At 72.0% G+C, this 22858-nt stretch carries 24 protein-coding genes and 1 pseudogene; 11 read left to right on the top strand and 14 right to left on the bottom strand.

What is annotated here, in order from left to right; all coding sequences use genetic code 11:
* Positions 1-16: 16 nt before the first annotated feature.
* From treS to OG352_RS01265, 3 genes are all read right to left on the bottom strand, one after another.
* Positions 17-1753: a maltose alpha-D-glucosyltransferase gene (gene treS / locus OG352_RS01275; RefSeq protein ID WP_329213381.1), complete on the bottom strand. Its 1737-nt coding sequence runs from the start codon at positions 1751-1753 to the stop codon at positions 17-19.
* Between the two features lie 32 nt (positions 1754-1785).
* Positions 1786-3741 (bottom strand): alpha-1,4-glucan--maltose-1-phosphate maltosyltransferase, encoded by a 1956-nt coding sequence (locus tag OG352_RS01270; protein WP_329213379.1) that lies wholly within the window; start codon positions 3739-3741, stop codon positions 1786-1788.
* Positions 3742-3816: 75 nt separating this feature from the next.
* Entirely contained in the window at positions 3817-4116 is a 300-nt protein-coding gene (locus OG352_RS01265) for a DUF5133 domain-containing protein (RefSeq protein WP_329213377.1), read from the bottom strand.
* 291 nt (positions 4117-4407) lie between these two features.
* On the opposite strand from OG352_RS01265, the gene OG352_RS01260 reads away from it, so the two are divergent.
* Together OG352_RS01260 and OG352_RS01255 are read left to right on the top strand one after the other, a co-directional pair.
* Positions 4408-4920: a pep a2 gene (locus tag OG352_RS01260; RefSeq protein WP_329213375.1), complete on the top strand. Its 513-nt coding sequence runs from the start codon at positions 4408-4410 to the stop codon at positions 4918-4920.
* A gap of 44 nt (positions 4921-4964) precedes the next feature.
* Positions 4965-5849: pseudogene (locus OG352_RS01255) on the top strand (hypothetical protein); the annotation flags it as partial.
* 28 nt (positions 5850-5877) lie between these two features.
* Here OG352_RS01255 and OG352_RS01250 read toward each other — a convergent pair.
* A complete protein-coding gene (locus OG352_RS01250) occupies positions 5878-6681 on the bottom strand; it encodes a VOC family protein (protein WP_329213374.1) in 804 nt (267 codons plus the stop codon).
* A 106-nt stretch (positions 6682-6787) separates the two neighbouring features.
* On the opposite strand from OG352_RS01250, the gene OG352_RS01245 reads away from it, so the two are divergent.
* Positions 6788-7123 (top strand): ANTAR domain-containing protein, encoded by a 336-nt coding sequence (locus OG352_RS01245; RefSeq protein ID WP_329213372.1) that lies wholly within the window; start codon positions 6788-6790, stop codon positions 7121-7123.
* A 3-nt stretch (positions 7124-7126) separates the two neighbouring features.
* Here the strand turns inward: OG352_RS01245 and OG352_RS01240 are convergent, their stop codons facing one another.
* Positions 7127-7921, bottom strand: coding sequence for a SigB/SigF/SigG family RNA polymerase sigma factor (locus OG352_RS01240; RefSeq protein WP_329213370.1), 795 nt, complete (start codon positions 7919-7921; stop codon positions 7127-7129).
* Between the two features lie 294 nt (positions 7922-8215).
* Between OG352_RS01240 and OG352_RS01235 the strand changes: the two genes are divergently transcribed.
* The 4 genes from OG352_RS01235 to OG352_RS01220 all read left to right on the top strand — a co-directional run bounded on the left by OG352_RS01235 (position 8216) and on the right by OG352_RS01220 (position 11100).
* Positions 8216-8683: a MarR family winged helix-turn-helix transcriptional regulator gene (locus tag OG352_RS01235; protein ID WP_329213368.1), complete on the top strand. Its 468-nt coding sequence runs from the start codon at positions 8216-8218 to the stop codon at positions 8681-8683.
* A complete protein-coding gene (locus OG352_RS01230) occupies positions 8680-9567 on the top strand; it encodes an ABC transporter ATP-binding protein (RefSeq protein ID WP_329213366.1) in 888 nt (295 codons plus the stop codon). The genes OG352_RS01235 and OG352_RS01230 overlap by 4 nt, the downstream gene beginning before the upstream one ends.
* On the top strand, positions 9527-10387 hold the full coding sequence (locus OG352_RS01225; RefSeq protein WP_329213364.1) for an ABC transporter permease: 861 nt from the start codon (positions 9527-9529) through the stop codon (positions 10385-10387). The genes OG352_RS01230 and OG352_RS01225 overlap by 41 nt, the downstream gene beginning before the upstream one ends.
* Before the next feature lie 191 nt (positions 10388-10578).
* Positions 10579-11100, top strand: coding sequence for a hypothetical protein (locus OG352_RS01220; RefSeq protein ID WP_329213362.1), 522 nt, complete (start codon positions 10579-10581; stop codon positions 11098-11100).
* 54 nt (positions 11101-11154) lie between these two features.
* Here the strand turns inward: OG352_RS01220 and hemC are convergent, their stop codons facing one another.
* From hemC to ligD, 5 genes are all read right to left on the bottom strand, one after another.
* Entirely contained in the window at positions 11155-12090 is a 936-nt protein-coding gene (gene hemC, locus OG352_RS01215; protein WP_329213360.1) for a hydroxymethylbilane synthase, read from the bottom strand.
* Between the two features lie 50 nt (positions 12091-12140).
* Entirely contained in the window at positions 12141-12608 is a 468-nt protein-coding gene (locus tag OG352_RS01210) for a GNAT family N-acetyltransferase (protein WP_329213358.1), read from the bottom strand.
* A complete protein-coding gene (locus OG352_RS01205) occupies positions 12605-13123 on the bottom strand; it encodes a hypothetical protein (protein ID WP_329213356.1) in 519 nt (172 codons plus the stop codon). The genes OG352_RS01210 and OG352_RS01205 overlap by 4 nt, the downstream gene beginning before the upstream one ends.
* Positions 13124-13195: 72 nt before the next feature.
* Positions 13196-13972, bottom strand: a complete 777-nt coding sequence (locus OG352_RS01200) for an NPP1 family protein (RefSeq protein ID WP_329213354.1) — start codon at positions 13970-13972, stop codon at positions 13196-13198.
* A gap of 180 nt (positions 13973-14152) precedes the next feature.
* Positions 14153-15133: a non-homologous end-joining DNA ligase gene (gene ligD / locus OG352_RS01195; RefSeq protein ID WP_329213352.1), complete on the bottom strand. Its 981-nt coding sequence runs from the start codon at positions 15131-15133 to the stop codon at positions 14153-14155.
* Between the two features lie 135 nt (positions 15134-15268).
* On the opposite strand from ligD, the gene OG352_RS01190 reads away from it, so the two are divergent.
* The 4 genes from OG352_RS01190 to OG352_RS01175 all read left to right on the top strand — a co-directional run bounded on the left by OG352_RS01190 (position 15269) and on the right by OG352_RS01175 (position 19173).
* Positions 15269-15787, top strand: coding sequence for a MarR family winged helix-turn-helix transcriptional regulator (locus OG352_RS01190; protein WP_329213350.1), 519 nt, complete (start codon positions 15269-15271; stop codon positions 15785-15787).
* A gap of 105 nt (positions 15788-15892) precedes the next feature.
* Positions 15893-16291, top strand: a complete 399-nt coding sequence (locus OG352_RS01185; protein ID WP_329213348.1) for a DoxX family protein — start codon at positions 15893-15895, stop codon at positions 16289-16291.
* Entirely contained in the window at positions 16288-16755 is a 468-nt protein-coding gene (locus tag OG352_RS01180) for a peroxiredoxin (protein ID WP_329213346.1), read from the top strand. The genes OG352_RS01185 and OG352_RS01180 overlap by 4 nt, the downstream gene beginning before the upstream one ends.
* A 75-nt stretch (positions 16756-16830) precedes the next feature.
* Complete coding sequence (locus tag OG352_RS01175) at positions 16831-19173, top strand: ATP-binding SpoIIE family protein phosphatase (RefSeq protein ID WP_329213344.1); 2343 nt, start codon at positions 16831-16833, stop codon at positions 19171-19173.
* Here the strand turns inward: OG352_RS01175 and OG352_RS01170 are convergent, their stop codons facing one another.
* The 4 genes from OG352_RS01170 to OG352_RS01155 form a co-directional block, all read right to left on the bottom strand.
* Positions 19174-19620: a cupin domain-containing protein gene (locus OG352_RS01170; RefSeq protein ID WP_329213342.1), complete on the bottom strand. Its 447-nt coding sequence runs from the start codon at positions 19618-19620 to the stop codon at positions 19174-19176.
* 35 nt (positions 19621-19655) lie between these two features.
* Positions 19656-20135, bottom strand: a complete 480-nt coding sequence (locus tag OG352_RS01165) for a hypothetical protein (protein WP_329213340.1) — start codon at positions 20133-20135, stop codon at positions 19656-19658.
* Between the two features lie 62 nt (positions 20136-20197).
* Positions 20198-21775 carry an eCIS core domain-containing protein gene (locus tag OG352_RS01160; RefSeq protein WP_443072126.1) on the bottom strand — a complete coding sequence of 526 codons (1578 nt, stop codon included), beginning with the start codon at positions 21773-21775 and terminating at the stop codon, positions 20198-20200.
* A 162-nt stretch (positions 21776-21937) separates the two neighbouring features.
* Positions 21938-22768, bottom strand: coding sequence for an aldo/keto reductase (locus OG352_RS01155; RefSeq protein ID WP_329223653.1), 831 nt, complete (start codon positions 22766-22768; stop codon positions 21938-21940).
* Positions 22769-22858: the final 90 nt, after the last annotated feature.

Genomic DNA, 22858 nt, shown 5'->3' with positions numbered 1-22858 from the left:
TTTCCTCGGCGCACGCTCACGGGCGGCGGCCGATCCGGGACGCGGCTCTGGTGAGCCGGAACCAGTAGAAGCCGTGGCCCGCGAGGGTGAGCAGGTAGGGCAGTTCACCGATGGCGGGGAAACGGACTCCGCCGAACAGCTCGACGGGATGGCGGCCGTCGAACCGGCGCAGGTCGAGCTCGGTGGGCTGTGCGAAGCGCGAGAAGTTGTGCACGCACAGCACCAGGTCGTCCCCTCCTTCCCCGGTCAGGGGGGCCTCGCGCAGGAAGGCGAGGACGGCCGGGTTGGACGACTGCAGCTCGGTGTATGTCCCGAGGCCGAAGGCGGGGTTCTGCTTGCGGATCTCGATCATCCGCCTGGTCCAGTGCAGCAGCGACGAGGGCGACGACATCGACGCCTCGACGTTGGTGACCTGGTAGCCGTAGACGGGGTCCATGATCGCGGGGAGGGACAGCCGGCCCGGGTCGCAGGAGGAGAAGCCCGCGTTGCGGTCGGGCGTCCACTGCATGGGGGTGCGGACGGCGTCGCGGTCGCCGAGCCAGATGTTGTCGCCCATGCCGATCTCGTCGCCGTAGTAGAGGATCGGTGAGCCGGGGAGGGACAGGAGCAGGGCGGTGAACAGCTCGATCTGGTTGCGGTCGTTGTCGAGGAGCGGGGCGAGGCGGCGGCGGATGCCGATGTTGGCGCGCATACGCGGGTCTTTCGCGTATTCCGCGTACATGTAGTCGCGTTCTTCGTCGGTGACCATTTCGAGGGTCAGCTCGTCGTGGTTGCGAAGAAAGATGCCCCACTGACAACTCGACGGGATGGCGGGCGTCTTGGCGAGGATTTCCGACACGGGATAGCGGGATTCCCGGCGTACGGCCATGAAGATGCGGGGCATGACGGGGAAGTGGAACGCCATGTGGCATTCGTCGCCGCCGGAGGCGTAGTCGCCGAAGTAGTCGACGACGTCCTCGGGCCACTGGTTGGCCTCGGCGAGGATCACCGTGTCCGGGTAGTGGGCGTCGATCTCCTTGCGGACCCGCTTCAGGAACTCGTGCGATGCGGGCAGGTTCTCGCAGTTCGTGCCCTCGGCCGCGTACAGGTAGGGCACCGCGTCCAGCCGGAAGCCGTCGATCCCGAGGTCCAGCCAGAACCGGAGGGCGGCCAGGATCTCCTCCTGCACGGCCGGGTTCTCGTAGTTGAGGTCCGGTTGGTGGGAGAAGAAGCGGTGGAAGAAGTACTGCTTGCGGACGGGGTCGAAGGTCCAGTTGGAGACTTCGGTGTCGACGAAGATGATGCGGGCGTCGGCGTACTGTTTGTCGTCGTCGGCCCACATGTAGTAGTCGCCGTAGGGTCCGTCGGGGTCTTTCCTCGATTCCTGGAACCACGGGTGCTGGTCGCTGGTGTGGTTCATGACGAAGTCGATGATGACGCGCATGCCACGTTGGTGGGCGGCGTCGACGAATTCCACGAAGTCGGCGAGGTCGCCGAATTCGGGGAGGACCGCGGTGTAGTCGGACACGTCGTATCCGCCGTCGCGGAGCGGTGATTTGAAGAACGGCGGGAGCCAGAGGCAGTCGACTCCGAGCCATTGCAGGTAGTCGAGTCTGGCGGTGATTCCCTTGAGGTCGCCGACGCCGTCGCCGTTGCTGTCCTGGAAGGAGCGGACGAGGACCTCGTAGAACACGGCGCGTTTGAACCACTCGGGATCGCGGTCCTTGGCGGGAGTGTCCTCGAAGGTGTCCGGAACAGGTGAGTTGACGGTCATGGCGGGCTGGAGCCTCCGATCGGCGGTGCGGGTCACCGGACGTGGAACACGTGGGCAGGCGTCCGGCCGGGCTCCAGGCGCACGTAGTTCGCGGCGCCCCAGGCGTATGTCTCACCCGTCAGTTCGTCGTGCACGGACAGGGATGCGCCGTGGGCCAGGCCGAGTTGCGGCATGTCCAACGACACCGTCGCCTCCTGGGTGTGGTGGGGGTCGAGGTTGACGACCACCACCACCGTGTTCGCACCCGCGCGCTTGCTGTACGCGATCACCGAAGGGTTGTCCGTGCCGTGGAAACGGAGGTTCCGCAGCCAGTGCAGGGCCGGGTTCGCCCGCCGGATCTCGTTGAGCTTCGTGATGAGCGGGGCGAGACTGCGGCCATCGCGCTCGGCCGCCGCCCAGTCACGGGGTGTGAGCTGGTACTTCTCCGAGTCGAGGTATTCCTCGCCGCCTTCCTTCTGCGGGGTGCTCTCGCAGAGTTCGTAGCCGCTGTAGATGCCCCAGGTCGGGGAGAGGGTGGCGGCGAGGACGGCGCGGACCTCGAAGGCGGGGCGGCCGCCGTGCTGGAGGTAGGCGTGCAGGATGTCGGGGGTGTTGGCGAACAGGTTGGGCCGCATGTACGAGGCGGACTCGCCCGACAGTTCGGTGAGGTACTCGGTGAGCTCTTCCTTGGTGTTGCGCCAGGTGAAGTAGGTGTACGACTGCTGGAAGCCGACCTGGGCGAGGGCGTGCATCATCGCGGGGCGGGTGAAGGCCTCGGCCAGGAAGATCACGTCGGGGTCGGTGCGGTTGATCTCCCCGATGACCCGCTCCCAGAACACGACCGGCTTGGTGTGCGGGTTGTCGACGCGGAAGATCCGCACCCCGTGCGACATCCAGTGCCGCAGGACGCGCTGGGTCTCGGAGACCAGCCCCTTCATGTCGGCGTCGAAGGCGACGGGGAAGATGTCCTGGTACTTCTTCGGCGGGTTCTCGGCGTACGCGATCGTGCCGTCGGGCCGGTGGTGGAACCACTCGGAGTGCTTGTGGACCCACGGGTGGTCGGGGGAGCACTGGAGGGCGAAGTCGAGGGCGATCTCCAGGCCGTTTTCCCGCGCCCGCTTCACGAACCAGGCGAAGTCCTCGATCGTCCCCAGGTCGGGGTGGACGGCGTCATGGCCGCCCTCCGCCGAGCCGATCGCCCAGGGCACGCCCACGTCGTCCGGCTCGGCGTTCAACGTGTTGTTGCGGCCCTTGCGGAAGGTCGTGCCGATGGGGTGGATCGGCGGGAGGTAGACGACGTCGAAGCCCATCGCGGCGATGGCGGGGAGTCTGCGGGCGGCCGTGCGGAAGGTGCCGTGCGGGCGCTCCGGTGTCCCCTCGGAGCGCGGGAAGAACTCGTACCACGCGCCGTACAGGGCGCGTTGCCGCTCCACGAGCAGGGGCAGCGGCTCGGCGGCGGTGACCAGTTCGCGCAGCGGATACCGGGCGAGGACGGCGGCCGCCTCCGGCGCCGAAGCCGCCGCGTAGCGCTCGGCCACCGGGAGGGTGTCGTCGAGCAGCCTCTTCGCCGTGTCCCGGAGCAGGGTGCGCTCCGGGCCGCGCGGGGCGCGGGCCGCCGCCCGTTCGTAGAGCCGGCCGCCCTCCTCCAGGACCAGACCCGTGTCGATGCCCGCCGGAATCTTGATCTCCGCGTGCCGGCGCCAGGTGGCGACCGGGTCGCTCCAGGCCTCCACCGTGTAGGTCCAGCGGCCCATGGCCTCCAGGGTCACCTCGGCCCCCCAGCGGTCGCTGCCCGGGGCGAGTTCGCGCATCGGTGTCCACGGGCCGCGGCCGCCGTCCGGGCCCTTGAGGACCACGTTGGCGCCGATGGCGTCGTGGCCCTCGCGAAACACCGTCGCGGAGATCCGCACCGTCTCCCCGGTCACGGCTTTCGCCGGCCGCCTGCCGCACTCCACGCGCGGTTCGACGTCCCGTACCGGAACACGGCCGATCGCCCTGGTGGACTTCACCTCTGCACCTCCGTTTGCTGAAACTGGCTTCCATCGCCCGGTGTTGGGCGACCTGACTGCACCGGCGCCCGAGCGCTACATCTCCGCCGGAGCCAAGGGGAGGGACCGCGTCACGGACAGCCGTGCGACACCTGTGCGGCGGATCGGTCCCCTGCGCTCCCGTTGACGGGCGTCCGTAGCGGCCCGCAGATACTGTTCGGCGGCGTCCGCGGCCTCGCGCGCGCAGCGCTTGCCCAGCAGCACGCACAGGGTGTACCCGCAGTCCTCGAAGGTGGACCGCACCGTGCGGTCGCCCGGGCGCGCGAGCATGGCCCGCTCCCAGGACCGGTAACTGCCCAGGGCTCTGGCGACTTCGGTCTTCGCTGGTTGCAGCATCGCGCTGTTCACCTTCCGGGAGTCCAAGAGGTACGCCGCTCGAAACGAGCGGGCCGGCCCTTTCGCAGAGGCGCGAATGCGTCCAACCTCCCGAGGCCTTCACTTATGGTGCACGGCGCATCACCCAACGTCCTGTTGGATCTTGGTTGTGGTGTGCTCGTGTTGCACGAATGGCGTAGCAGCCGCACTGTGGTTGTGACTCAGAAGCGATTACCGCTCACGCTTCGTATTTACGACTCGGTCCGTCGGGCCGAGGAGGAGCGGAGCCTCGCCGGTGAGGAGCCAACGACGATGAAGACCGCAGTCCCCTGCTACTACCACCTCGATGTGGACGTCAGTCCGGAACGCGTCGGACAGGTCAGGCGCATCCTGGCCGCTCATCTGAACCACTGGGACCTCGACCCGCTCGTCGAGCCCGTCTGCCGTGGCGTCGAGATGCTTCTGAAGGCCATCGACGAACACGCGACCGACAAGCACACGTCGATCGAGATGTGGTGGAACGGCCAGCATCTGATCACGGCGATCGGCGGCGACGACCGCCATCTGCGCCCCGACCTGGACCTGCGCGCCTGCCTGGAGCGCATCGCCGTGATGAGCGACGGCTGGGGGTGCTGCACCACCGCCACCGGCAGCAAGGTCATCTGGTTCTCCCAGCGGGCCCGCGCCGGCGAGCGCGTCCCCCGCGTGCACCTCGGTCCGGCGCCCACCCTGCGCGAGGTGCGCCAGGTGCCCCGCGAACTGCCGGCGGCGGCCCTGGCCGCCCCGGCGGGCGAGGCGCGTGGCGTCCTGGTGGCCGCCCGGTGACCTCACGGCCGAACCGGCCGCACCGGCCGAACCACGGTGCAGGGGTGCCCGCCTGGAGCGGGCACCCCTACCCGTTGGGCGCCGACTTCGACGGACAGGGCACCAACTTCGCCTTGTTCAGCGAGGTCGCCGACCGCGTCGACCTCGTCCTCGTCGCCGAGGACGGCACCGCCCGCGAGGTCCCGCTGGCCGAGGTCGACGGCTTCGTCTGGCACGCCCACCTGCCCGGGGTCGGCCCCGGGCAGCGCTACGGATTCCGGGTGCACGGGCCGTGGAACCCGGCCTCCGGCCACCGGTGCACCCGGTGATCAGCCGCGTCAAACTCATCGCCGAACCCTGGGACGTCGGCGAGGGCGGCTACCAGGTGGGCAACTTCCCGCCCCTGTGGTCGGAGTGGAACGGCCGCTACCGCGACGCCGTACGCGACTTCTGGCGGGCCGAACCCGGCTCGCTGGGCGAGTTCGCCTCCCGGCTGACCGGCTCATCCGACCTGTACGCCCACAGCAGGCGCCGCCCGCGTCAACTTCGTCACCGCGCACGACGGGTTCACCCTGCGCGACCTCGTCTCGTACAACGGCAAGCACAACGAGGCCAACGGCGAGGGCAACCGGGACGGCGAGAGCACCAACCGCTCCTGGAACTGCGGGACCGAGGGCCCCACCGAGCGACCCGCGGTCCTCGCCCTGCGTGCCCGGCAACAGCGCAACCTCCTCGCCACGCTGCTGCTGTCGCAGGGCATCCCGATGCTCTCCCACGGCGACGAACTCGGCCGCACCCAGGGCGGCAACAACAACGCCTACTGCCAGGACAACGAAGTCTCCTGGACCGACTGGCGGTTGACCGGCGAACAGCGGCGCCTCACCGACTTCTGCCGGCGCCTGCTCGCCCTGCGCGCCGCCCACCCCGTACTGCGGCGGCGCCGATTCTGGCCCCGCGCCGCCAGGAGTGAGAGCGGGTTCAGCGCGCGTGGTGCGAGGTCACCGTGAACTGGGCGCCGTCCTGATCCCGCAGCACCGCCTCGTGATCGGACTCCACCAGCACGCTGCCGCCGTGCTTCTCCGCGGCCCGCGCGCAGGCCGCCACGTCCGCGACGGCGAAGTGGACCTGCCAGTGCGGACGGATCGTCGGATCGGGCGCCGCCTCCAGCGCGCCCGACTCGATCCGGGCCACCACGTCGCCCCGGCTGCGCAGCACGACCTCACCGCCCTCGTAGCGGACCTCGACGCCGCCGGGGCGGTCCGTGGCCCACTCGAGGAGCTCGCCGTAGAAGATCGCGGAGTCGAAGGCGTCGCGCGTGTGCAGCTTGATGAAGGCGGGCGCCGCCTGCCGCCAGGCCTCCCAGTTGCCGATCAGCTCCCCCTCCCAGATGCCGAACGTCGCGCCGTCCCGGTCGGCCAGCAGCGCCGCCCGGCCCGGCGGCAGCGAGATCGGCCCCACGGCCACGGTCCCGCCCCGCTCCCGGGCCCGCGACGCCGCCTCGTCCGCGTCGGACACCGCGAAGTACGGCGTCCAGGCCACCGCCATCTGCCACATCGAGGCGACGGCGGCCACCCCCGCGACGGGCACGTTCCCGACCAGCGCCGTACGGAAGTGGTCGCCGAGCACTCCGCGACGCCACTCCCAGCCGAGCACCGCCTCGTAGAACTCCTGCGTGGCCCCGAGGTCGCGGCTGGTCAGGCTCACCCAGCAGGGCGCCCCGAACACGGAGTCCGTGGACAGGGACCTTCTCGCACGGGCGGATGACGGGTGGTGGTGGTTCATGGCACTCGCGTTCCTGCTCTCTCGGCCGACGGGCGCGACCTCCCCCCAGTGTCCGGCCGTAACCGTTCCGAGCGCCTGCCGAGCGACCCGGTGGCACGATGGAGTGATGGCACGAGTACCGCGCGGACCCGACGACGAAACGGCTCGGATCTTCGCACTCGAGGCGGAGAACGCCCAGCTGAAAGAGGCGGTCGCCGCCCACGCGGTGGTGGACCAGGCGATCGGCGTGGTCGTCGCGCTGGGGCGGATGACGCCCGACGAGGGCTGGATCGTGCTGCGCGAGGCCTCCCAGCACACGAACGTCAGACTGCGCAGCGTGGCCGACCTGATCCTCGTCTGGGGACGCACCGGAGACCTGCCCGAGGAGATCCGAACGGAACTGGAGGACCTCCTCGACCGGCACGGCCCCCGCCAGATCCCCGGCGCACCCCCGCTGGAGTGAACGTCATCCGGCCTCGGCGGCGATCTCCTCACGCAGTCGCGCGAAACAGCCGCTGAGCAGCCGCGAGACATGCATCTGAGAGATGCCCAACTGCTCCGCGATCCGGCTCTGCGTCATCCCCGCGAAGAACCGCAGGTACAGGATGGTCCGCTCGCGTTCCGGCAGCGCCCGCAGACAGGGCGCCACGGCCACCCGGTCGACGACGGTGTCGTAGCCGGGATCGGTGTCGCCGAGGGCGTCCTCGAGCGCGTAGCCGTCGGTGCCGGGCAGCTCGGCCTCCAGCGACAGCGCGGAGAAGCACTCCAGAGCCTCCGCGCCGGTGCGCACCTCGTCCTCGCTGAGCTGCGCGTACGCGGCGATCTCGGCGACGGTCGGCGGCCGGCCCGCAGGCGTCTGCGACAGCTCCTTCGCGGCGTGCCGCACCCGGTTGCGCAGATCCTGGACCCGGCGCGGCACGTGCAGCGTCCACATGTGGTCGCGGAAGTGGCGCTTGATCTCACCCGTGATCGTCGGCACCGCGTACGCCTCGAAGGCACGGCCGCGGTCCGGATCGTAGTGATCGACGGCCTTGACCAGCCCCAGCGCCGCCACCTGGTACAGATCCTCGAGGGCCTCGCCGCGCCCCCGGAAGCGGACGGCGATCCGCTCGGCCATCGGCAGCCAGAGCCGGACCAGCTCGTCCTTGAGCGCCTGGCGCTGCGGCCCGTCGGGCAGCCCGGCGAACCGTACGAAGGACTCGGCGGTGTCCGGGGCGTCGTCATGGGGGTGCTGCTGGGTTCGGACGGTGGTGCTACGCATCACGCGCGCCTCCCTCGGGAGGGTGCCGATGAATGGGCGGACACCGTGGGAAGCGCTCACCCGGACGGTTCGCGGAGCACCCGGGGCCGGCCGCGCGGCGGGTCCCACGGACGTGCCTCCGGTCCGAAGCACTGCCGTGCAGATGCCCAGGGCCAGGCTCTCTGAAACGAATTGCCCCTGTTTATTCATGCTTGCCCCGTGTCGCGCTTGACTCTCCGCCGACTCTCCGCGCCGCCCGCCTTCTTGGCCTTCCCTTGGTCCGGTTGTCTCTGACACAGAGGTAATCTCGACGGTGTGGACGACGACGCGGACGAAGAGACCTTCCCGGAAGAGCTCGCCGACGCACTCGTCGGCGTCCAGCGGCTGCTCAGACGGCGGCTGCGGGCCGGTCTGACCGTGCCGCGGCTGCGCGGCGCCGAGGTCGAGCTGCTGCGCCTCGTCGAGGGACGGCCCGGCATCGGCGTCTCGGACGCGGCCAAGGAGCTGTACCTCGCGGGCAACTCCGTCTCGACCCTCGTCAACCAACTGGTCAAGGACGGCTACCTGGTGCGGGAGACCGACCCCGCCGACCGGCGCGCCGCCCGCCTGCTGCTCACCGACGCGGCCGAGGCCCGGCTGCGGGCGTGGAAGGAGCGCCGCGCCGCGCTCGTCGCCCGCCAGGTCGCCCGCCTCGACGCCGCCGACCGCCAGGCCCTGCACGCGGCGCTGCCCGCCCTGCGCGCGCTCGCCGTCACCCTGCACGAGGAGGCCGAGGAGTCATGACGACCGACACCGACACTGACAGCGACAGTGACACCACCGACGTCGACGCCCCGGACGCCGTCGCCTGCACCCGGCTCGCCTACGCCTTCGGCGACACCCAGGCCGTCGACGGGCTCGACCTGACCGTCCGGGAGGGCGAGGTCTTCGGCCTGCTCGGACCCAACGGGGCCGGCAAGACCACCGCCATCCGCTGCATCACCACCCTGCTGCCGGTCCCGTCCGGCATGGTGCGCGTCTTCGGCCACGACACCGCCGGCGACCGGATGGCCGTACGCCGGCTGCTCGGCTACGTCCCGCAGCAACTGTCCGCCGACGCGGGCCTGACCGGCCGGGAGAACGTCTCCCTGTTCGCCCGCGTCTTCGACGTGCCCCGGCGCGAACGCGCCGCCCGCGTCGGCCAGGCGCTGGCCGCCGTCGGCCTCACCGGCGCCGCCGACCGGCTCGCCGGCACCTACTCCGGCGGCATGGTCCGCCGGCTCGAACTCGCCCAGGCCCTGGTCAGCGCGCCCCGGCTGCTGATCCTCGACGAGCCGACGATCGGCCTCGACCCGATCGCCCGAACGGGTGTCTGGGAGCACATCACCGCCGTACGCGAGGCCACCGGCATGACGGTCCTGGTGACCACCCACTACATGGACGAGGCCGACCAGTACTGCGACCGCGTCGGCCTGATGCACCGCGGCCGGATCCGTGCCCTCGGCACCCCCGAGGAACTCCGCCAGGGGCTCGGGGAACGCCGGCGTGCCGAGGGCGCGCCGGCCACGGACCCGCTGCCGAGCCTGGAGGACGTCTTCCGGGAGGTCGCGGGCAGCGGCCTCGACGAGCAGGCAGGAGATTTCCGCGATGTCCGAAGCACCCGCCGCACCGCTCAGCGCGTCGGCTGACCCCGCCCGCGCGCAGGGCATCGACCTCCTGCTGCGGCCGCCCCGCCCCCGCGAGGGCTGGCGGCTGCTGCCCGCCCGGATCGGCGCCCTGTGCGCCGTCGAACTGCAGAAACTGCGCCACGACCGCACCGAGCTGTACACCCGGGCCGTGCAGCCCGCCCTGTGGCTGCTGATCTTCGGCCAGACCTTCACCCGCATCAAGGCGATCCCGACCGGCGGCATCCCCTACATCGACTACCTGGCGCCCGGCATCATCGCCCAGTCCGCGATGTTCATCGCCATCTTCTACGGCATCCAGATCATCTGGGAGCGCGACGCCGGCGTCCTCAACAAGCTGCTCGTCACGCCGACTCCGCGCTCCGCGCTCATCACCGGCAAGGCGTTCGCGGCCGGGGTGAAGTCGGTGGTCCAGGCGGTCGTCGTGGTCGTCATCGCCGCCCTGCTCGGCGTCGCCCTGACCTGGAACCCGCTCAAGCTGCTCGGTGTCGCCGCGCTCGTCGTCCTCGGCTCGGCCTTCTTCTCCTGCCTGTCGATGACCATCGCCGGCATCGTCCTCAGCCGCGACCGCCTCATGGGCATCGGCCAGGCGATCACCATGCCGCTGTTCTTCGGCTCCAACGCCCTCTACCCCGTAGCCGTCATGCCGGGCTGGCTCCAGGCCGTCAGCAAGGGCAACCCCCTCAGCTACGAGGTGGACGCCCTGCGCGGGCTGCTCCTCGGCACGCCCGCGCACCTCGCCCTGGACTTCGGGGTGCTGGTCGTGGCCGCCGCGCTCGGCATCACCGCGGCGTCCTCGCTGCTGGGCCGGCTGGCCCGCTGATCTTGCCCCGGGACGTGATGTGCGGCACGCCCCGGCAAGCCCTTTCTGGACCCGCCGGCGAGTTGTGCCTGCGCACGGCTTGATCAGCGATCAAAAGGGGTGAACTCCCTGGCCACAGTGCATTCCGCTCATTTGACAGTGCGATCGGCACACGGATAGGAAGCAGCCCGGTAGAAGTCGAGAGGTGGACTGTGTACGAGCCGAACGTGGTCGGGGACTGGCACGAGTACGACGAGCATGCCGGTCTGCGGGTCCGCGTCCACCGCCTGGAGCTGAGCGAGCCGCCGCGGGGGCGCGACGACGCGGCCGAGGGGCTGACGTACTTCTGCCTCCGGGTGACCGTCGAGAACCGGGGCGCCCTGCAGCCCACGATCCACCTCGAGGACGGCCAGATCGACGTACGGCTCGGGCCCGACGGCGAGAGCGCGTTCATCGACTGGCGCAACTCGCAGTTCATCGAGGGCTTCGACGTCCACCCGCTGCGCCGGGTCACCGCCGTGCTCTACGCGGCGGGCCCCGAGGCCGCGCTGAGCCAGGTGGACGTCCAGATCCAGTTGCGGGCCGACGACGACTGGGCCGACCGCCGGCTGTGGACGGGCGGCATCGGGCTGCACGAGGGCACCGGCGTCGCCCAGGCCGGCACGGTACGCGACAGCCTGGCCCGTCAGGTGAGCAACTTCCTGCGGGACCAGGCCGAAGAGGGCACCGCCTGACCGGCGCCGCCCCCTCGCCCGGCCACCGGGCGGTCGCCGGGCGTCACCGCACGGTCAGTGCGGGATGCCGTCGATGATCTCGCGCGCGCCCTGACGCAGCAGCGCCACCGCCACCGACGTGCCGAGCGTCGCCGGGTCGAGGCGGCCCGCCCACTCGTGGGCGTTCAGCCGGACCTTGCCGTCCGGGGTGAACACACAGGCCCGCAGAGACAGTTCACCGCTGCGGTCCACCTGTGCGTACCCGGCGATGGGGCTGTTGCAGTGCCCCTGGAGCACATGCAGGAACATGCGCTCCGCCGTGGCCTCCCGGTGGGTGGCCGGATCGCCGAGCCCGCTGACCGCGTCGATGAGGTCGCTGTCGCCCTCCCGGCACTGCAGGGCGAGGATGCCCGCGCCGATCGGCGGCATCATCGTCTCCGGCGACAACACCTCGCTGATCACGTCAGTCCTGCCGATGCGCTCCAGACCGGACACCGCGAGGAGCAGCGCGTTCGCCTCGCCCGCCGCCAGCTTCTCCAGCCGCCGGTTGGCGTTGCCGCGGAACGGCACGCACTCCAGGTGCGGATGGGTGGCGGCGAGCTGGGCGACCCGGCGCACCGAGGAGGTGCCGATGCGCGTCCCGGCCGGCAGTTCGTCCAGGGTGCGGCCGCCCGGGTGCACGAGGGCGTCGCGGATGTCGTCCCGCTTCAGGAACGCGGCGAACACCGTGCCCGCGGGCAGCGGCCGGTCGGCCGGAACGTCCTTGACGCAGTGCACCGCGAGATCCGCCGCACCGGCCAGCAGCGCCGCGTCGACCTCCTTGGTGAACGCGCCCTTCCCCTCGACCTGGGACAGGTCGCCCATCCACTTGTCGCCGGTCGTCTTCACGGGGACGACCTCGGTGCGCACACCGGGATACAGGGCGGTCAACTCCGCGCGCACGCGCTCCACTTGGGCCAGTGCCATGGGCGAGTCGCGGGAGACGATACGGATCAGTTCCGGAACGGACATGCGGAAAACGATAAACCCTCACGACCCGTGCGCCGTGCCGCTCGCCGGTTTCACGAGCTCACGTGCAGGCTGAAACGCCGCTTGTCCGTGCCGAGGGCGCCGAGGCGGGCGTAGAAGCGGATCGCGCCGTCGTTCCAGGCGGGCGTCTGCCACTGCACCTCGGACAGGCCCAGGTCGCGGGCGCGGTCCGTCACCGCGTCCATCAGCAGCGCGCCGAGCCCCAGACCCCGGTGGCCGGGGGTGAGGAACAGACAGTCCAGGTAGAGGTACTCGCGGCCCTCCCAGGTGGAGAATTCGGGCGAGCAGGTCGCGTAGCCGACGACCTCGCCGCCGGCCGTCTCGGCCACCAGACAGCACAGCCGGGGCGCGGGGGTGTCGAAGAGGAGCACGGCCAGGCGCTCGGCGAGGTCGGGCACCGGCGGGGCGGCGCGCTCGTACTCCGCGTGCGCGGCGGCCAGTTCGGCGACGCGGGAAAGGTCGGAACGCTCGGCGGCCCGTACCCGGGCGACGGCGGTCACCTGACGTCTCCCTCGACCGTGTCCGCGCCCCACGCGGCCAGCCGCTCCCCGAGCGGGCCGGTGCGGTCGAGGATCTGCCGGGTGAAGGCGTCGCGCTCGTGGGCCAGGACGGCCGCCTCCCACACACAGGGCGCGAGCCCCGCCCGCCCGGGCCGCAGCTCCTGCGGCCGGCCCGCCGGACCGGTGAACACCACCAGGTCCGACATGTGGCCCTCGATCCAGGTGTGGACCAGCACGTAGTCCCCGTCGCCGCCCGCGTGCGCCAGCACGACGGCCAGGCCGAGCGATCCCCGCAGCTCCCCGAGGGCCAGGTGGCCGGCGGCGATCCGTAACGCTTCCTGGGCGTCCCGGTCCGTCACCGTCCGCCCCGGCGCCTCGATCGCGTACGTCTTGACCAGATGCCCGGCGACCTCGTGGGTGCCGAGCGGACTTACGGCGCGGGCGTGGTGGCCCTCGGCGAGCGTGTGCAGCGCCTTCGCCCGGACGGCCGACGGCAGTTCGTCGTGAAGATCCATCCGGACATCATGGGGGCTGCGTGCGCCGCCGTCCACGGCCGAGGAGAGATCGGCGCGGACGGCGGCCCGGGTTCACGCGGCGGGATCGAAGGCGATCCCCGACGGCTTGGCCGACGTGAGGTGGTTGGTGAAGTTGGCGTCCTTCAGGCCGAAGTTGGCGCTGCCGAAGTCGTACGCGCTGAGCTTGTCGCGCAGCCCCGACGGGTAGCCGTTCCAGCCGACCAGCGGCGGGTACTGCCAGGTGCCCTTGGCGTTCTCCGGCGGCTCGTCATTGGGGTTGCCGAGTCGGAAGCAGTGCGTGGCGATGCCGTCCTTGTGGTAGACGATCTTCGCGTGCGTGTTCTCGAAGCGGACGCCGGAGGCCGCGGTGACGGTGAACGAGCCGTGGTTGGACGTCGAGACGTACTGCACCGAGCCGTTCTGCACCCAGATCACGACGTGCTCCCAGTCGTTGCGGTGCCCGCCTATGCCGCTGCCGCCCACCGCCTGGTCCTTCTCGAAGTACAGGCCGTACATGTACGCGCACCAGCCGTTGTTGCACTTGTAGCGCGAGTAGGTGTTCGTGTTGTCCAGGTCGGAGGCGTCGTGGCAGTCGCCGCTGACCGAACCGGAGGGCTTCAGACCGCCGTTGATCGTGCCGTCGGGGCCGATGGCGGGGGTCGGGTAGCAGCCGTCCGTGTCGTAGTCGAACGCGGGCTGGTACGTCAGCTCGGCGGCCTCGGCGTTGGACGGCAGCGCCGCGGGCGGGGCGGCGAAGGCGACCGACGGGAGCGCGACGACGAGCGCGGCGGCGCCGGCGAGTCCGGTGAGCCACCTCCTGCGGTGGGCCTTGAACTTCGGTGACGACACTGCGTCCTCCTAGGGGTTCCGGGCGCAGCCGAACGGCTGTGTGGGGAAGGGGAGTTGAACAGGGGGAGTTGAAAAGCAGTTCAGCTTCCCCGGTTTTCCCATCCGCGCCAAGGGGTCGCAGGCGTATCAGTGGTGAATCGCAGCCCAATATTTCGGTCGCTGAGGAGAGGTGAGGCGAGGTCAGGGGGAAATGTCCGGGAGGTCGGCCGCCGACTCCTCGGGCGTCAGGTCCGGCCGCAGCCGCAGCCAGGACGGCTGGCGCAGCAGCCCCGCCCGGGTGCGGGTGCTGTAGCGGACCTCGCCGACCAGCCGGGGCACGACCCAGCGCGCGTCCGCCGACCGCGGTACGGAGTCGAAGGGGCACGCGTCGGTCGCGGCGGCCCGCAGCAGCGCCGCGAGTTCGGTCCGCTCGGCCTCGCTCCAGCCGGTGCCCACCCCGCCGACGTACCGCAGGCCGGTTCCGGACCGCTGCCCGACGAGCAGGGCGCCTGGCAGCCCGGTCAGCCGCCCCTTGCCGGGCAGCCAGCCGCCGACCAGGACGTCCGCGACCCGCATGTTGCGGATCTTGATCCAGGCGCGGGAGCGCACGCCCGGCTCGTACGCCGAGTCCAGCCGCTTGCAGACCAGCCCCTCCAGGCCATGGGCGCGGGTCGCCTCCAGGGCCTCCCGCCCGTGTCCGACCAGGGCCCCCGGCGTCGACCAGCACGGCCCCGCCAGCGCCAGTTCCTCCAGCCGGGACCTGCGCCGCAGGTAGGGCGACCGGAGCAGGGAGCGCCCGCCGAGGTGCAGCACGTCGAACAGCACGAGGTGGACGGGCGCCGTCGCCGCCAGCCGCGCGGCCCTGCCCGGCGCCTGGACAAGCCCCATCCGGGACTGCAGCAACTGGAAGTCGGCCCGGCCCTGTTCGTCCAGGGCGAGGATCTCGCCGTCCAGCACGGCCGGCGTGCCGCCGAGCGCGTCGCCCAGCGGTAGCAGCTCGGGGTAGGCGGCGGTGATGTCCTCGCCCGAGCGGGCGCGCAGGACGACGCTTCCGCCCCCGGCGAGGTACACCACGGCCCGCTGCCCGTCCTGCTTGGTCTCGTAGGCCCAGCGCGTGTCCTGGGCGACGGGCGGCAGCCGGCCAGGGGTGGCGAGCATGGGGGCGATCAGCGGGAGGGTCACGGAGGAGTTGTGGACCCGCCCGCACCCGCGCACGCGGGAGACGCGCCGGGTTCGCCTGAACGGCGCTGTGGTCACGGGGGTGCGCGTCCACAGTGAATTACTTGAGTTACGCAACGAGATGGTAAGGTCGGGCGCATGCCCACCGAACCACTCCCCACGTCCTCCGCCGCCTCTCGGGAAGTGATCGAGATCGAGCGCGCGCTCACGCGCATCACCTACCTGAGCACCCGCGCCCGCCGGCACGAGCGGCTGATGGCACTGGCCGGCGTCCCCCTCGACCGCGCCGCCGTCGCGCTGCTGCGGCAGATCGCCGACTCCGAGCCGCTGCGGCCGGGGGAGCTGGCCCAGCGCCTCGGCGTGGAGGCCTCCCACGTGACGCGCACGGTGCAGCAGCTCCAGAAGTCCGGGTACGTCACCCGGGTCCCCGACCCGCAGGACGGCCGGGCCCAGCGGATCGAGCTCACCGACACCGGCCGCGCGGCCGTCGACCAGGTCCGGGACGCGGGCGCCCGGGGGATGCAACAGGCGTTGTCCGACTGGTCCCCGGAGGAACTGCGCCGGCTCGCCACCCTCTTCCACCGCATGGTCGACGACTTCCTCTCCCACTCCGCCGACGAGGAGCCCGAGCAGCCGGCCACGCCCTCCGGCGCGTGACCCCCAGACGCTCGCGCCGTCCGTATCGCCCAGCCGCGCACCCCGCCTCGGAGGCCCCGCCTACCCTCCAGTAATGTCGGGCGCCAGATCATCAGAGGAGGAACCGTGTCCCGGTCCGAACGTTCACCCCTGCTGCTGGCGGGTCTGCTGGCCACCGCCGGGATCGCGCATCTCGCGAAGCCGCGCTCGTTCGACGCGACCATCCCGCGCGCACTTCCCGGCTCGCCCAGGGCCTGGACGTACGCCAGCGGCGTCGCCGAACTGGCACTGGCGGCCGCGGTGGCGCTGCCGCGGACCCGCAAGCCGGCGGCACTCGCGACGGCGGCGTTCTTCGTCGGCGTCTTCCCCGCCAACGTCAAGATGGCGTGGGACGCCCGCCACCGCCCCACCCCGGTCAGGGCCGTCACCGTCGGCCGTCTCCCGCTGCAGATACCCCTCGTGCTGTGGGCCCGCAGCGTCGCCGCCGGCGCCGACACCGCGCAGACCCTGAAGGGGCAGGCGTGACCAAGACTCTGGAGACCGGCGACCTCGTCGAGGACTTCGCCCTGCCCGACGAGACCGGCACCGTGCGCAGCCTCACGGACCTGCTCGCCGACGGACCGATCGTCCTCTTCTTCTACCCCGCCGCCCTGACCCCGGGCTGCACCGCCGAGGCCTGCCACTTCCGTGACCTGGCCGCCGAGTTCGCCGCCGTCGGCGCCCGTCCCGTCGGCATCAGCGGGGACCCCGTCGACCGCCAGCAGGAGTTCGCCGGCAAGCACACGCTCGGCATGCCGCTGCTGTCCGACGCCGACGGAGCGGTGCGGGAGCTGTTCGGCGTCAAGCGCGGCTTCTCCCTGGCGCCCACCAAGCGGGTCACCTACGTCATAGCCCAGGACCGCACCGTCCTGGAGGTCGTGCGCAGCGAACTGCGCATGAACACCCACGCCGACCGCGCCCTCGACGCCCTGCGCGCCCACCGCGCCTGAGCACCGGCGGGCCGTCCGCCCCCGGACGGCCCGCCGAGGTTGATGCGCCGGACCAAAGGGACCATTCTGTACGACATGGAGCATGTCGTCGCTGCGGCGGTCGTCGATGCCCGGGGCATCGTGACGGGCTGGAGCGAGGGTGCTCGTCTGCTGACGGGCCACCCGGCCGCCGAGGCCGTGGGCCGGGCGGCGGCCGACCTGCTCGCCGAGGACCCCCCGCCGCGCGCCGACAGTGCGTGGACGGGCCCGGTCGTCGTGCGCCACCGCGACGGCAGCCCCGTCCCCCTCACCGTGACCGCCTGCCCGCTGCTGGGCCCCGACGGCCGGCCCACGGGATACACCCTCACCGCCGAGCGGCCCCCCACCCCGGAGCGGACCCTGGCGGGGCGCGCCTTCCAGCAGGCGTCCATGTCGATGTCGGTCTTCGACCCCCAGCAGCGCTATCTGCGCCTGAACGAGGTCGCCTGCAAGGTCATGGGCGTCTCCGAGGACGTCCTGCTCGGCCGCCCCTTCCCGGAGACCGTCGAGGACGCCGAGCACAGCCGGGGCTTCAACTGGCACCTCCGCCATGTCACCGAGACCGGCCGCCCGGTGCGCTACGAGAGCTTCACCGGCGCCCCCTCCCTCAACCGGGAGCACGCCTGGAGCATCGAGATGTGGCCCGTGCGGGAGGACTCCGGAGAGGTCAGCGGGGTCGCCCTGGCGGCCTTCGACAGCACCGAGCAGTACCTCGCCCGCCAGCGCCTGGCCCTGCTGAACGAGGCGGCGGCCTCCATCGGCACCACCCTGGACGTGGTGCGCACCGCCGAGGAACTGATCGGCGTCCTCGTGCCGCAGTTCGCCGACTTCGCCAGCGTGGACCTCCTCGACTGGGTCCTCGGCGCGGACGAACCGCCCCCCGTGCCCGACGGCGAGATCGTGCTGCGACGCGTCGCCCACGGCTCCGTGCGCGACGGCGCCCCCGAGGCGGGCGTCCGCCTCGGGGGCTCCGACGCCTACCCGCCGTACAGCGCGCCCGCGCGCGCCCTGCGGGAAGGGCGGGCGATCCTCAGCCAGGCGGGTGAACCGGACTTCATGCGCTGGTTCGCCGAGCGCGACGCCAGCGCCCCCGAGGGGCGCCGCTACCGGCACGGCGTCCACACGATGATCGCGGTGCCGCTGCGGGCCCGCGGCACCGTCCTGGGCGTCGCCGTCGGCATCCGCGTCGCCCACCCCGACGACTACGAGGCCGACGACGCCGTCTTCGCCGAGGAACTCGCCAGCCGGGCCGCCGTCTGCATCGACAACGCCCGCCGCTTCGCCCGCGAACGCACCACCGCCCTCGCCCTCCAGCACAGCCTGCTGCCCCGCGGCCTCCCCGGACAGGCGGCCGTCGAGGTCGCCCACCGCTATCTGCCCAGCGGCTCCACGGCGGGCATCGGCGGCGACTGGTTCGACGTCATCCCGCTCTCGGGCAGCCGGGTCGCCCTCGTCGTCGGTGACGTCGTCGGCCACGGCATCCCCTCCTCGGCCACCATGGGCCGCCTCTGCATGGCCGTGCGCACCCTCGCCGACGTGGACCTGCCGCCCGACGAACTCCTCACCCACCTCGACGACCTCGTCACCCACCTGGCGGCCTACGACGACGGCGGCGACGACGTCGCCGAACTGGGCGCCACCTGCCTCTACGCCGTCTACGACCCCGTCAGCCGCCGGCTCACCCTCGCCGCCGCCGGCCACCCCGCGCCGGCCGTCGTGCTGCCCGACGGCACCGCACGCCTCGTCGCCATGACCCCCGGCCCCCCGCTCGGCGTCGGCGGACTGCCCTTCGAGGCCGTCGAGCTGGAACTGCCCGAGGGATCCGTCGTCGCCCTCTACACGGACGGCCTGATCGAGGGCCGCGACCGCGACCTCGACCGAGCCACAGGCGAACTGTGCAACGCCCTCACCGCACCCGCCGCCACCCTCGACGCCCTCTGCGACACCGTGCTCAAGGCCGTCCTCCCGGAGGAGCCCGGCGACGACGTCGCCCTGCTGCTCGCCCGGACCCGGGCGCTCGGCGCGGACCAGGTCGCCACCTGGGACGTCATCCCGGACCCCGCCCACGTGGCCGCCACCCGGCAGGCCGCCACCGAGCAACTGACCGCGTGGGGGCTGGAGGAGGCCGCGTTCGTCACGGAACTCGTCGTCAGCGAACTCGTCACCAACGCCATCCGCTACGGCGCGGCCCCCATCCAGCTCCGGCTGATCCGCGACCGCACCCTCATCTGCGAGGTCTCCGACGGCAGTTCCACCTCCCCGCACCTGCGCCGCGCCCACGAGTCCGACGAGGGCGGGCGCGGCCTGCTGCTCGTCGCGCAGCTCACCCAGCGCTGGGGCAGCCGGCAGACGGACCGGGGCAAGACGATCTGGGCGGAACAGACCCTCGAACCGGAGTGATCACTGAAACGGGCAGCCCGGGTTCGGCGCGTCCTCGGAGAACGGCGCGCCGTGCGGCAGCACGTACAGCACCACCAGGACGACCGGCGTGGCACCCAGATTCCGACCGATGTGCACATTGCCGGCGCCGGCCGGCTCCTGGACGACGCTGCCCCGGGGATAGACGCCGTCGGAGGCGCACGTCGAGGCGAAGTGACTGAGGGTGCCCGCCTTCACGACGGCGTACAGCGGCCCGTCGTGGTAGTGCCAGCCGGTGCCCTGCCCGGGCGGGACGGTGATCTCCCGCAGCGTGTAGTCCGTGTCCCCGACGGTCTTCTGGGCGATCAGCCGGGCGGTGACCCCGGGACCCGGCGGGGTCGCGTGGGCGGCCGTCGGGCCGACGAGCGCGGTGGCGGCGACGGCCGCCCCGGTGAGGGCGGCGGTACGGAGCACGGTCACGGTACGCATACGAGACCTCCTGTGGACGCGGGCACGCCTGCGGCTCAACCGTAGGCGGCCGACTCCCAGTTGTCTCCGGCTGTGAGGCCGTCCAGGAGACCGGCCTCCCGCAGCCGGACCGTCAGCGTGGCCTGAGGGGCGCGCGACGGGTCCTGCCACAGCGCACGCCACTCGGCCTGGAAGGCGGCGTCCCAGGCGGACGCGTCGCCGGGGTCCAGACCGCGCTCGCGCAGAGCCGCGTAGATGCGCTCCTTGGCCGCGTGCTCGCTGAAGGGCAGGTTCCGGCGCTCGGTCACCGAGACCCCGGCGACGACCTCACCGGCCGTGCCGGCGTCGGCCCGGGCGTCGAGCGCGCTCGCCCGCTCCGTGGCGCCGGCCGCCCGCTCCAGACCGTCGGCGAGGAGCCGGACGGCGAACGCGGCGCTCTCCGGCGGCTCACCGGCGTCCGGGTGGATCGCGGTGAGGCGGAGGACGACGGTCCCACCGCCGATCTCCTGGACCCTGGCATTCCAAAGACTCGACATCCGGGACTCCTGCTGAGAGGTGCTTGACGAACAGTACGGGCGGCTGCGGGGCCGGCCCGGTCTCAGGTCAGCATCCCGGTGCCCATGTTGTTGGCGAGCACCTCGAGCGCGGCCTCGTTCCCGATGCGCCCGGCGAACATCGTGGCGCCCTGGCTCGCCGTGGGGCGTCCGCCCACCCGGGGCGGCGAGAACGGAATCATGTAGAACGCCTGGAAGATCCGCTCGCTCAGCGTGCCCCCGTAGTTCGCCACGATCCCCTGGAACTCCGCCTGGCGGCCGCCGCCCGTGGCGATGCTCTTCAGGAAGTCGAGGTCGGGGGTGTCCCAGACCTTGGAGCTCGGCGGGAAGCCGGTGTACTGCCGCAGCGTGGCGAGGTCGATGCCGCTGATCGCCTGGGCGACCCGGCTGTCCGCCGGCTGCGCCACCTGGAAGGCGAAGGTGGCGCCGTTGTGCTTTCCGGCCTGCCAGCCCGCGGCCGGGTCGTACAGCTTGTGCGTGATGGTGAGGCTGGAGGGGAAGGCGTGGGCCGAGTTCAGCTGACTGGCGCTGCCCTGGGAGGGGGCCGCGTTGTTGTAGTGCACCTGGACGCCGAAATAGACGTAGGCGCCGGGCGTCGCTTTGGCGGCCGCCACGTCGCTCTTGAGGTCCTTCTCGATGCTCTTCTCGTAGTTCTGGTTGTCCGACTGCGCCGCCGGCACCAGGTTGTTCGCGGTGCCCGGGCCGCCCGCCACCTCGTTGACCAAGTGGAAGCGGATCCACTGGCTGGTGAGTTTGAGCGAGCGGATGTAGTCGTAGCCGGGCGGATCCTGCGACGGCGAGCTTCCGTGCAGGGAACCGTCGTTGAGCATCTCGGACCTGACGGCCCGGCCCTGGCCGTCCTGCACCGCTTCGTGCTTGCTGGCGGTCGGCACCGCGGTCTGGTTCAGCGCCCGCTGGACGAACGGTTGCGCGGGCCCCGAGTGTGCGGCGCCCGGCTGCGGGGCCAGGGCTTCCCCGGTGTCGGACTCGCTCGCGCGGGCCGGGGCGCGCATGACGCGGGTCGCGTTGGCCTCCGCCTCCCGCTCGAAGCGGTCCGACGGATCCGACACCCGCAGCCCGGAACCGTTGTCCGCGCCGGCCACGGGCCCCTGACGCTGCTGGATGACATGGGTCAACTCGTGCGCCAGGGTGTGCTTGTCGCCCCCGCCGTCGCCGAGGACGACATGGCTGCCCGAGGTGTAGGCCCGCGCGCCGATCTCGGACGCGGACGCCTTCGCCGCGGCGTCCGTGTGGACGCGCACGTCGGAGAAGTCGGCGCCGAGGCGGCTCTCCATGTCGCCGCGGGTGGCGTCGTCCAACGGCCGGCCGCCGCTGCGCAGCACCTCGTGGACGGCCGACCGCTGTACGGGAGCCGCCCCGGCCCCCGTGGCGCTCTGGTGCCCGCAGCCCGCGCCGTGCCGGTGCAACTCCTGCGCCGGGGACGCCGACGACAGCGGGGCCAGGGGGTGGCCTTCCTCGCGGAGCATCTGCACGACGGCGGCGTTGCCCGCGGCGCGCTGAAGGGCGAGGAGCCGGTGAAGCGGCCCCCCGGCCTTCGCCGGGGTCGCCGGTCCCCGACGGGCCGGGTCGTCGGGAGTCCTGCTGGGCTGCGGTGTGCGCACGAGGTGCCTTCCAAGCGGGCGAGACGGTACACCTCTGCATACACGGCGGCCGTCGGGCGCGTACAGGAACGCGGGGGCAGACTCCGCTGCCCCGGCGGACAGGACCGGCGGACAGGACCAGCGGACGGAGCCGACCTGCAGAGCCGATGCACAGGGCCCTGCTCAGAACTCCTCGTGCACCTCGGGATCCCCGCCCAGCCGCTGGTGCGCCCGCTCGGCGATCACCGCCATCTGCGACGGGCCCAGTTCGAAGCCGAAGACGTCGAGGTTGGCGCGCTGCCGTTCGGGGCTGGACGACTTCGGGATGGGCACCGCGCCGAGCTGGACGTGCCAGCGCAGCACGACCTGGCCGGGAGTCACGCCCAGCGCCTCGGCGACGGAGACGACGGCCAGGTCGTCCAGGAGCGCCGAACCGCGGCCCAGCGGGCTCCAGCTCTCCGTGCGGATGCCCTTGGCCTCGTGGAAGGCGCGCAGCTCGTCCTGCGGGAGGAGCGGGTGCAGCTCGATCTGGTTGACGGACGGCAGCACGCCCGTCTCCTTCTCCAGCCGCTCGATGTGCTCGGCGGTGAAGTTGGAGACGCCGATCGAGCGGACCAGGCCCTCCTCACGAAGCTTGATCATGGCCCGCCAGGAGTCGACGAACCTGCCGACCCGGGGGAGCGGCCAGTGGATCAGGTACAGGTCCACGTACTCCAGGCCGAGCCGCCGACGGGACTCCTCGAAGGACGCGAGGGTCTCCTCGTACCCGTGATGGCGGCCGGGCAGTTTCGTGGTCACCACGATCTCCTCGCGCCCCACCTCGCCACGCGCCACCCCACGGCCGACCCCGCTCTCGTTGCGGTAGTTCGTCGCCGTGTCGAGCAGCCGGTAGCCCAGCCCGAGCGCCCCGGCCACCGCCTCCTCCGCCTCCGTGTCGTCCATCGGCCAGGTGCCCAGCCCCAGGGCCGGGAGCCGCGTGCCGTCGTTGAGCGTGTGCTCCGGGATGCTGATCACCATCGGACCTTCCCTCGACTGTGTCGTCCTCCCAGCCTCGGGGACAGGGGGCGGATTGATCAACCGGAGAGCCGGGCAGGGGTGGGGTCG

Source organism: Streptomyces sp. NBC_01485 (assembly GCF_036227125.1).
Lineage (GTDB): Bacteria > Actinomycetota > Actinomycetes > Streptomycetales > Streptomycetaceae > Streptomyces.
The sequence above is the reverse complement of the archived record's forward strand: the minus strand, read 5'-3'. Positions and strand labels throughout refer to the sequence as shown.

Excerpts from the sequence above, each read along its gene's own strand:
- OG352_RS01260 (WP_329213375.1), top strand. The coding sequence starts at position 4,408 with ATGAAGACCGCAGTCCCCTGCTACTACCACCTCGATGTGGACGTCAGT.
- OG352_RS01230 (WP_329213366.1), top strand. The coding sequence starts at position 8,680 with ATGACGACCGACACCGACACTGACAGCGACAGTGACACCACCGACGTC.
- OG352_RS01175 (WP_329213344.1), top strand. The coding sequence starts at position 16,831 with ATGGAGCATGTCGTCGCTGCGGCGGTCGTCGATGCCCGGGGCATCGTG.
- OG352_RS01165 (WP_329213340.1), bottom strand. The coding sequence starts at position 20,135 with ATGTCGAGTCTTTGGAATGCCAGGGTCCAGGAGATCGGCGGTGGGACC.
- OG352_RS01170 (WP_329213342.1), bottom strand. The coding sequence starts at position 19,620 with ATGCGTACCGTGACCGTGCTCCGTACCGCCGCCCTCACCGGGGCGGCC.
- OG352_RS01240 (WP_329213370.1), bottom strand. The coding sequence starts at position 7,921 with ATGCGTAGCACCACCGTCCGAACCCAGCAGCACCCCCATGACGACGCC.
- OG352_RS01250 (WP_329213374.1), bottom strand. The coding sequence starts at position 6,681 with ATGAACCACCACCACCCGTCATCCGCCCGTGCGAGAAGGTCCCTGTCC.
- OG352_RS01265 (WP_329213377.1), bottom strand. The coding sequence starts at position 4,116 with ATGCTGCAACCAGCGAAGACCGAAGTCGCCAGAGCCCTGGGCAGTTAC.
- hemC (WP_329213360.1), bottom strand. The coding sequence starts at position 12,090 with ATGTCCGTTCCGGAACTGATCCGTATCGTCTCCCGCGACTCGCCCATG.
- OG352_RS01245 (WP_329213372.1), top strand. The coding sequence starts at position 6,788 with ATGGCACGAGTACCGCGCGGACCCGACGACGAAACGGCTCGGATCTTC.
- OG352_RS01225 (WP_329213364.1), top strand. The coding sequence starts at position 9,527 with ATGTCCGAAGCACCCGCCGCACCGCTCAGCGCGTCGGCTGACCCCGCC.
- OG352_RS01190 (WP_329213350.1), top strand. The coding sequence starts at position 15,269 with ATGCCCACCGAACCACTCCCCACGTCCTCCGCCGCCTCTCGGGAAGTG.
- treS (WP_329213381.1), bottom strand. The coding sequence starts at position 1,753 with ATGACCGTCAACTCACCTGTTCCGGACACCTTCGAGGACACTCCCGCC.
- OG352_RS01205 (WP_329213356.1), bottom strand. The coding sequence starts at position 13,123 with ATGGATCTTCACGACGAACTGCCGTCGGCCGTCCGGGCGAAGGCGCTG.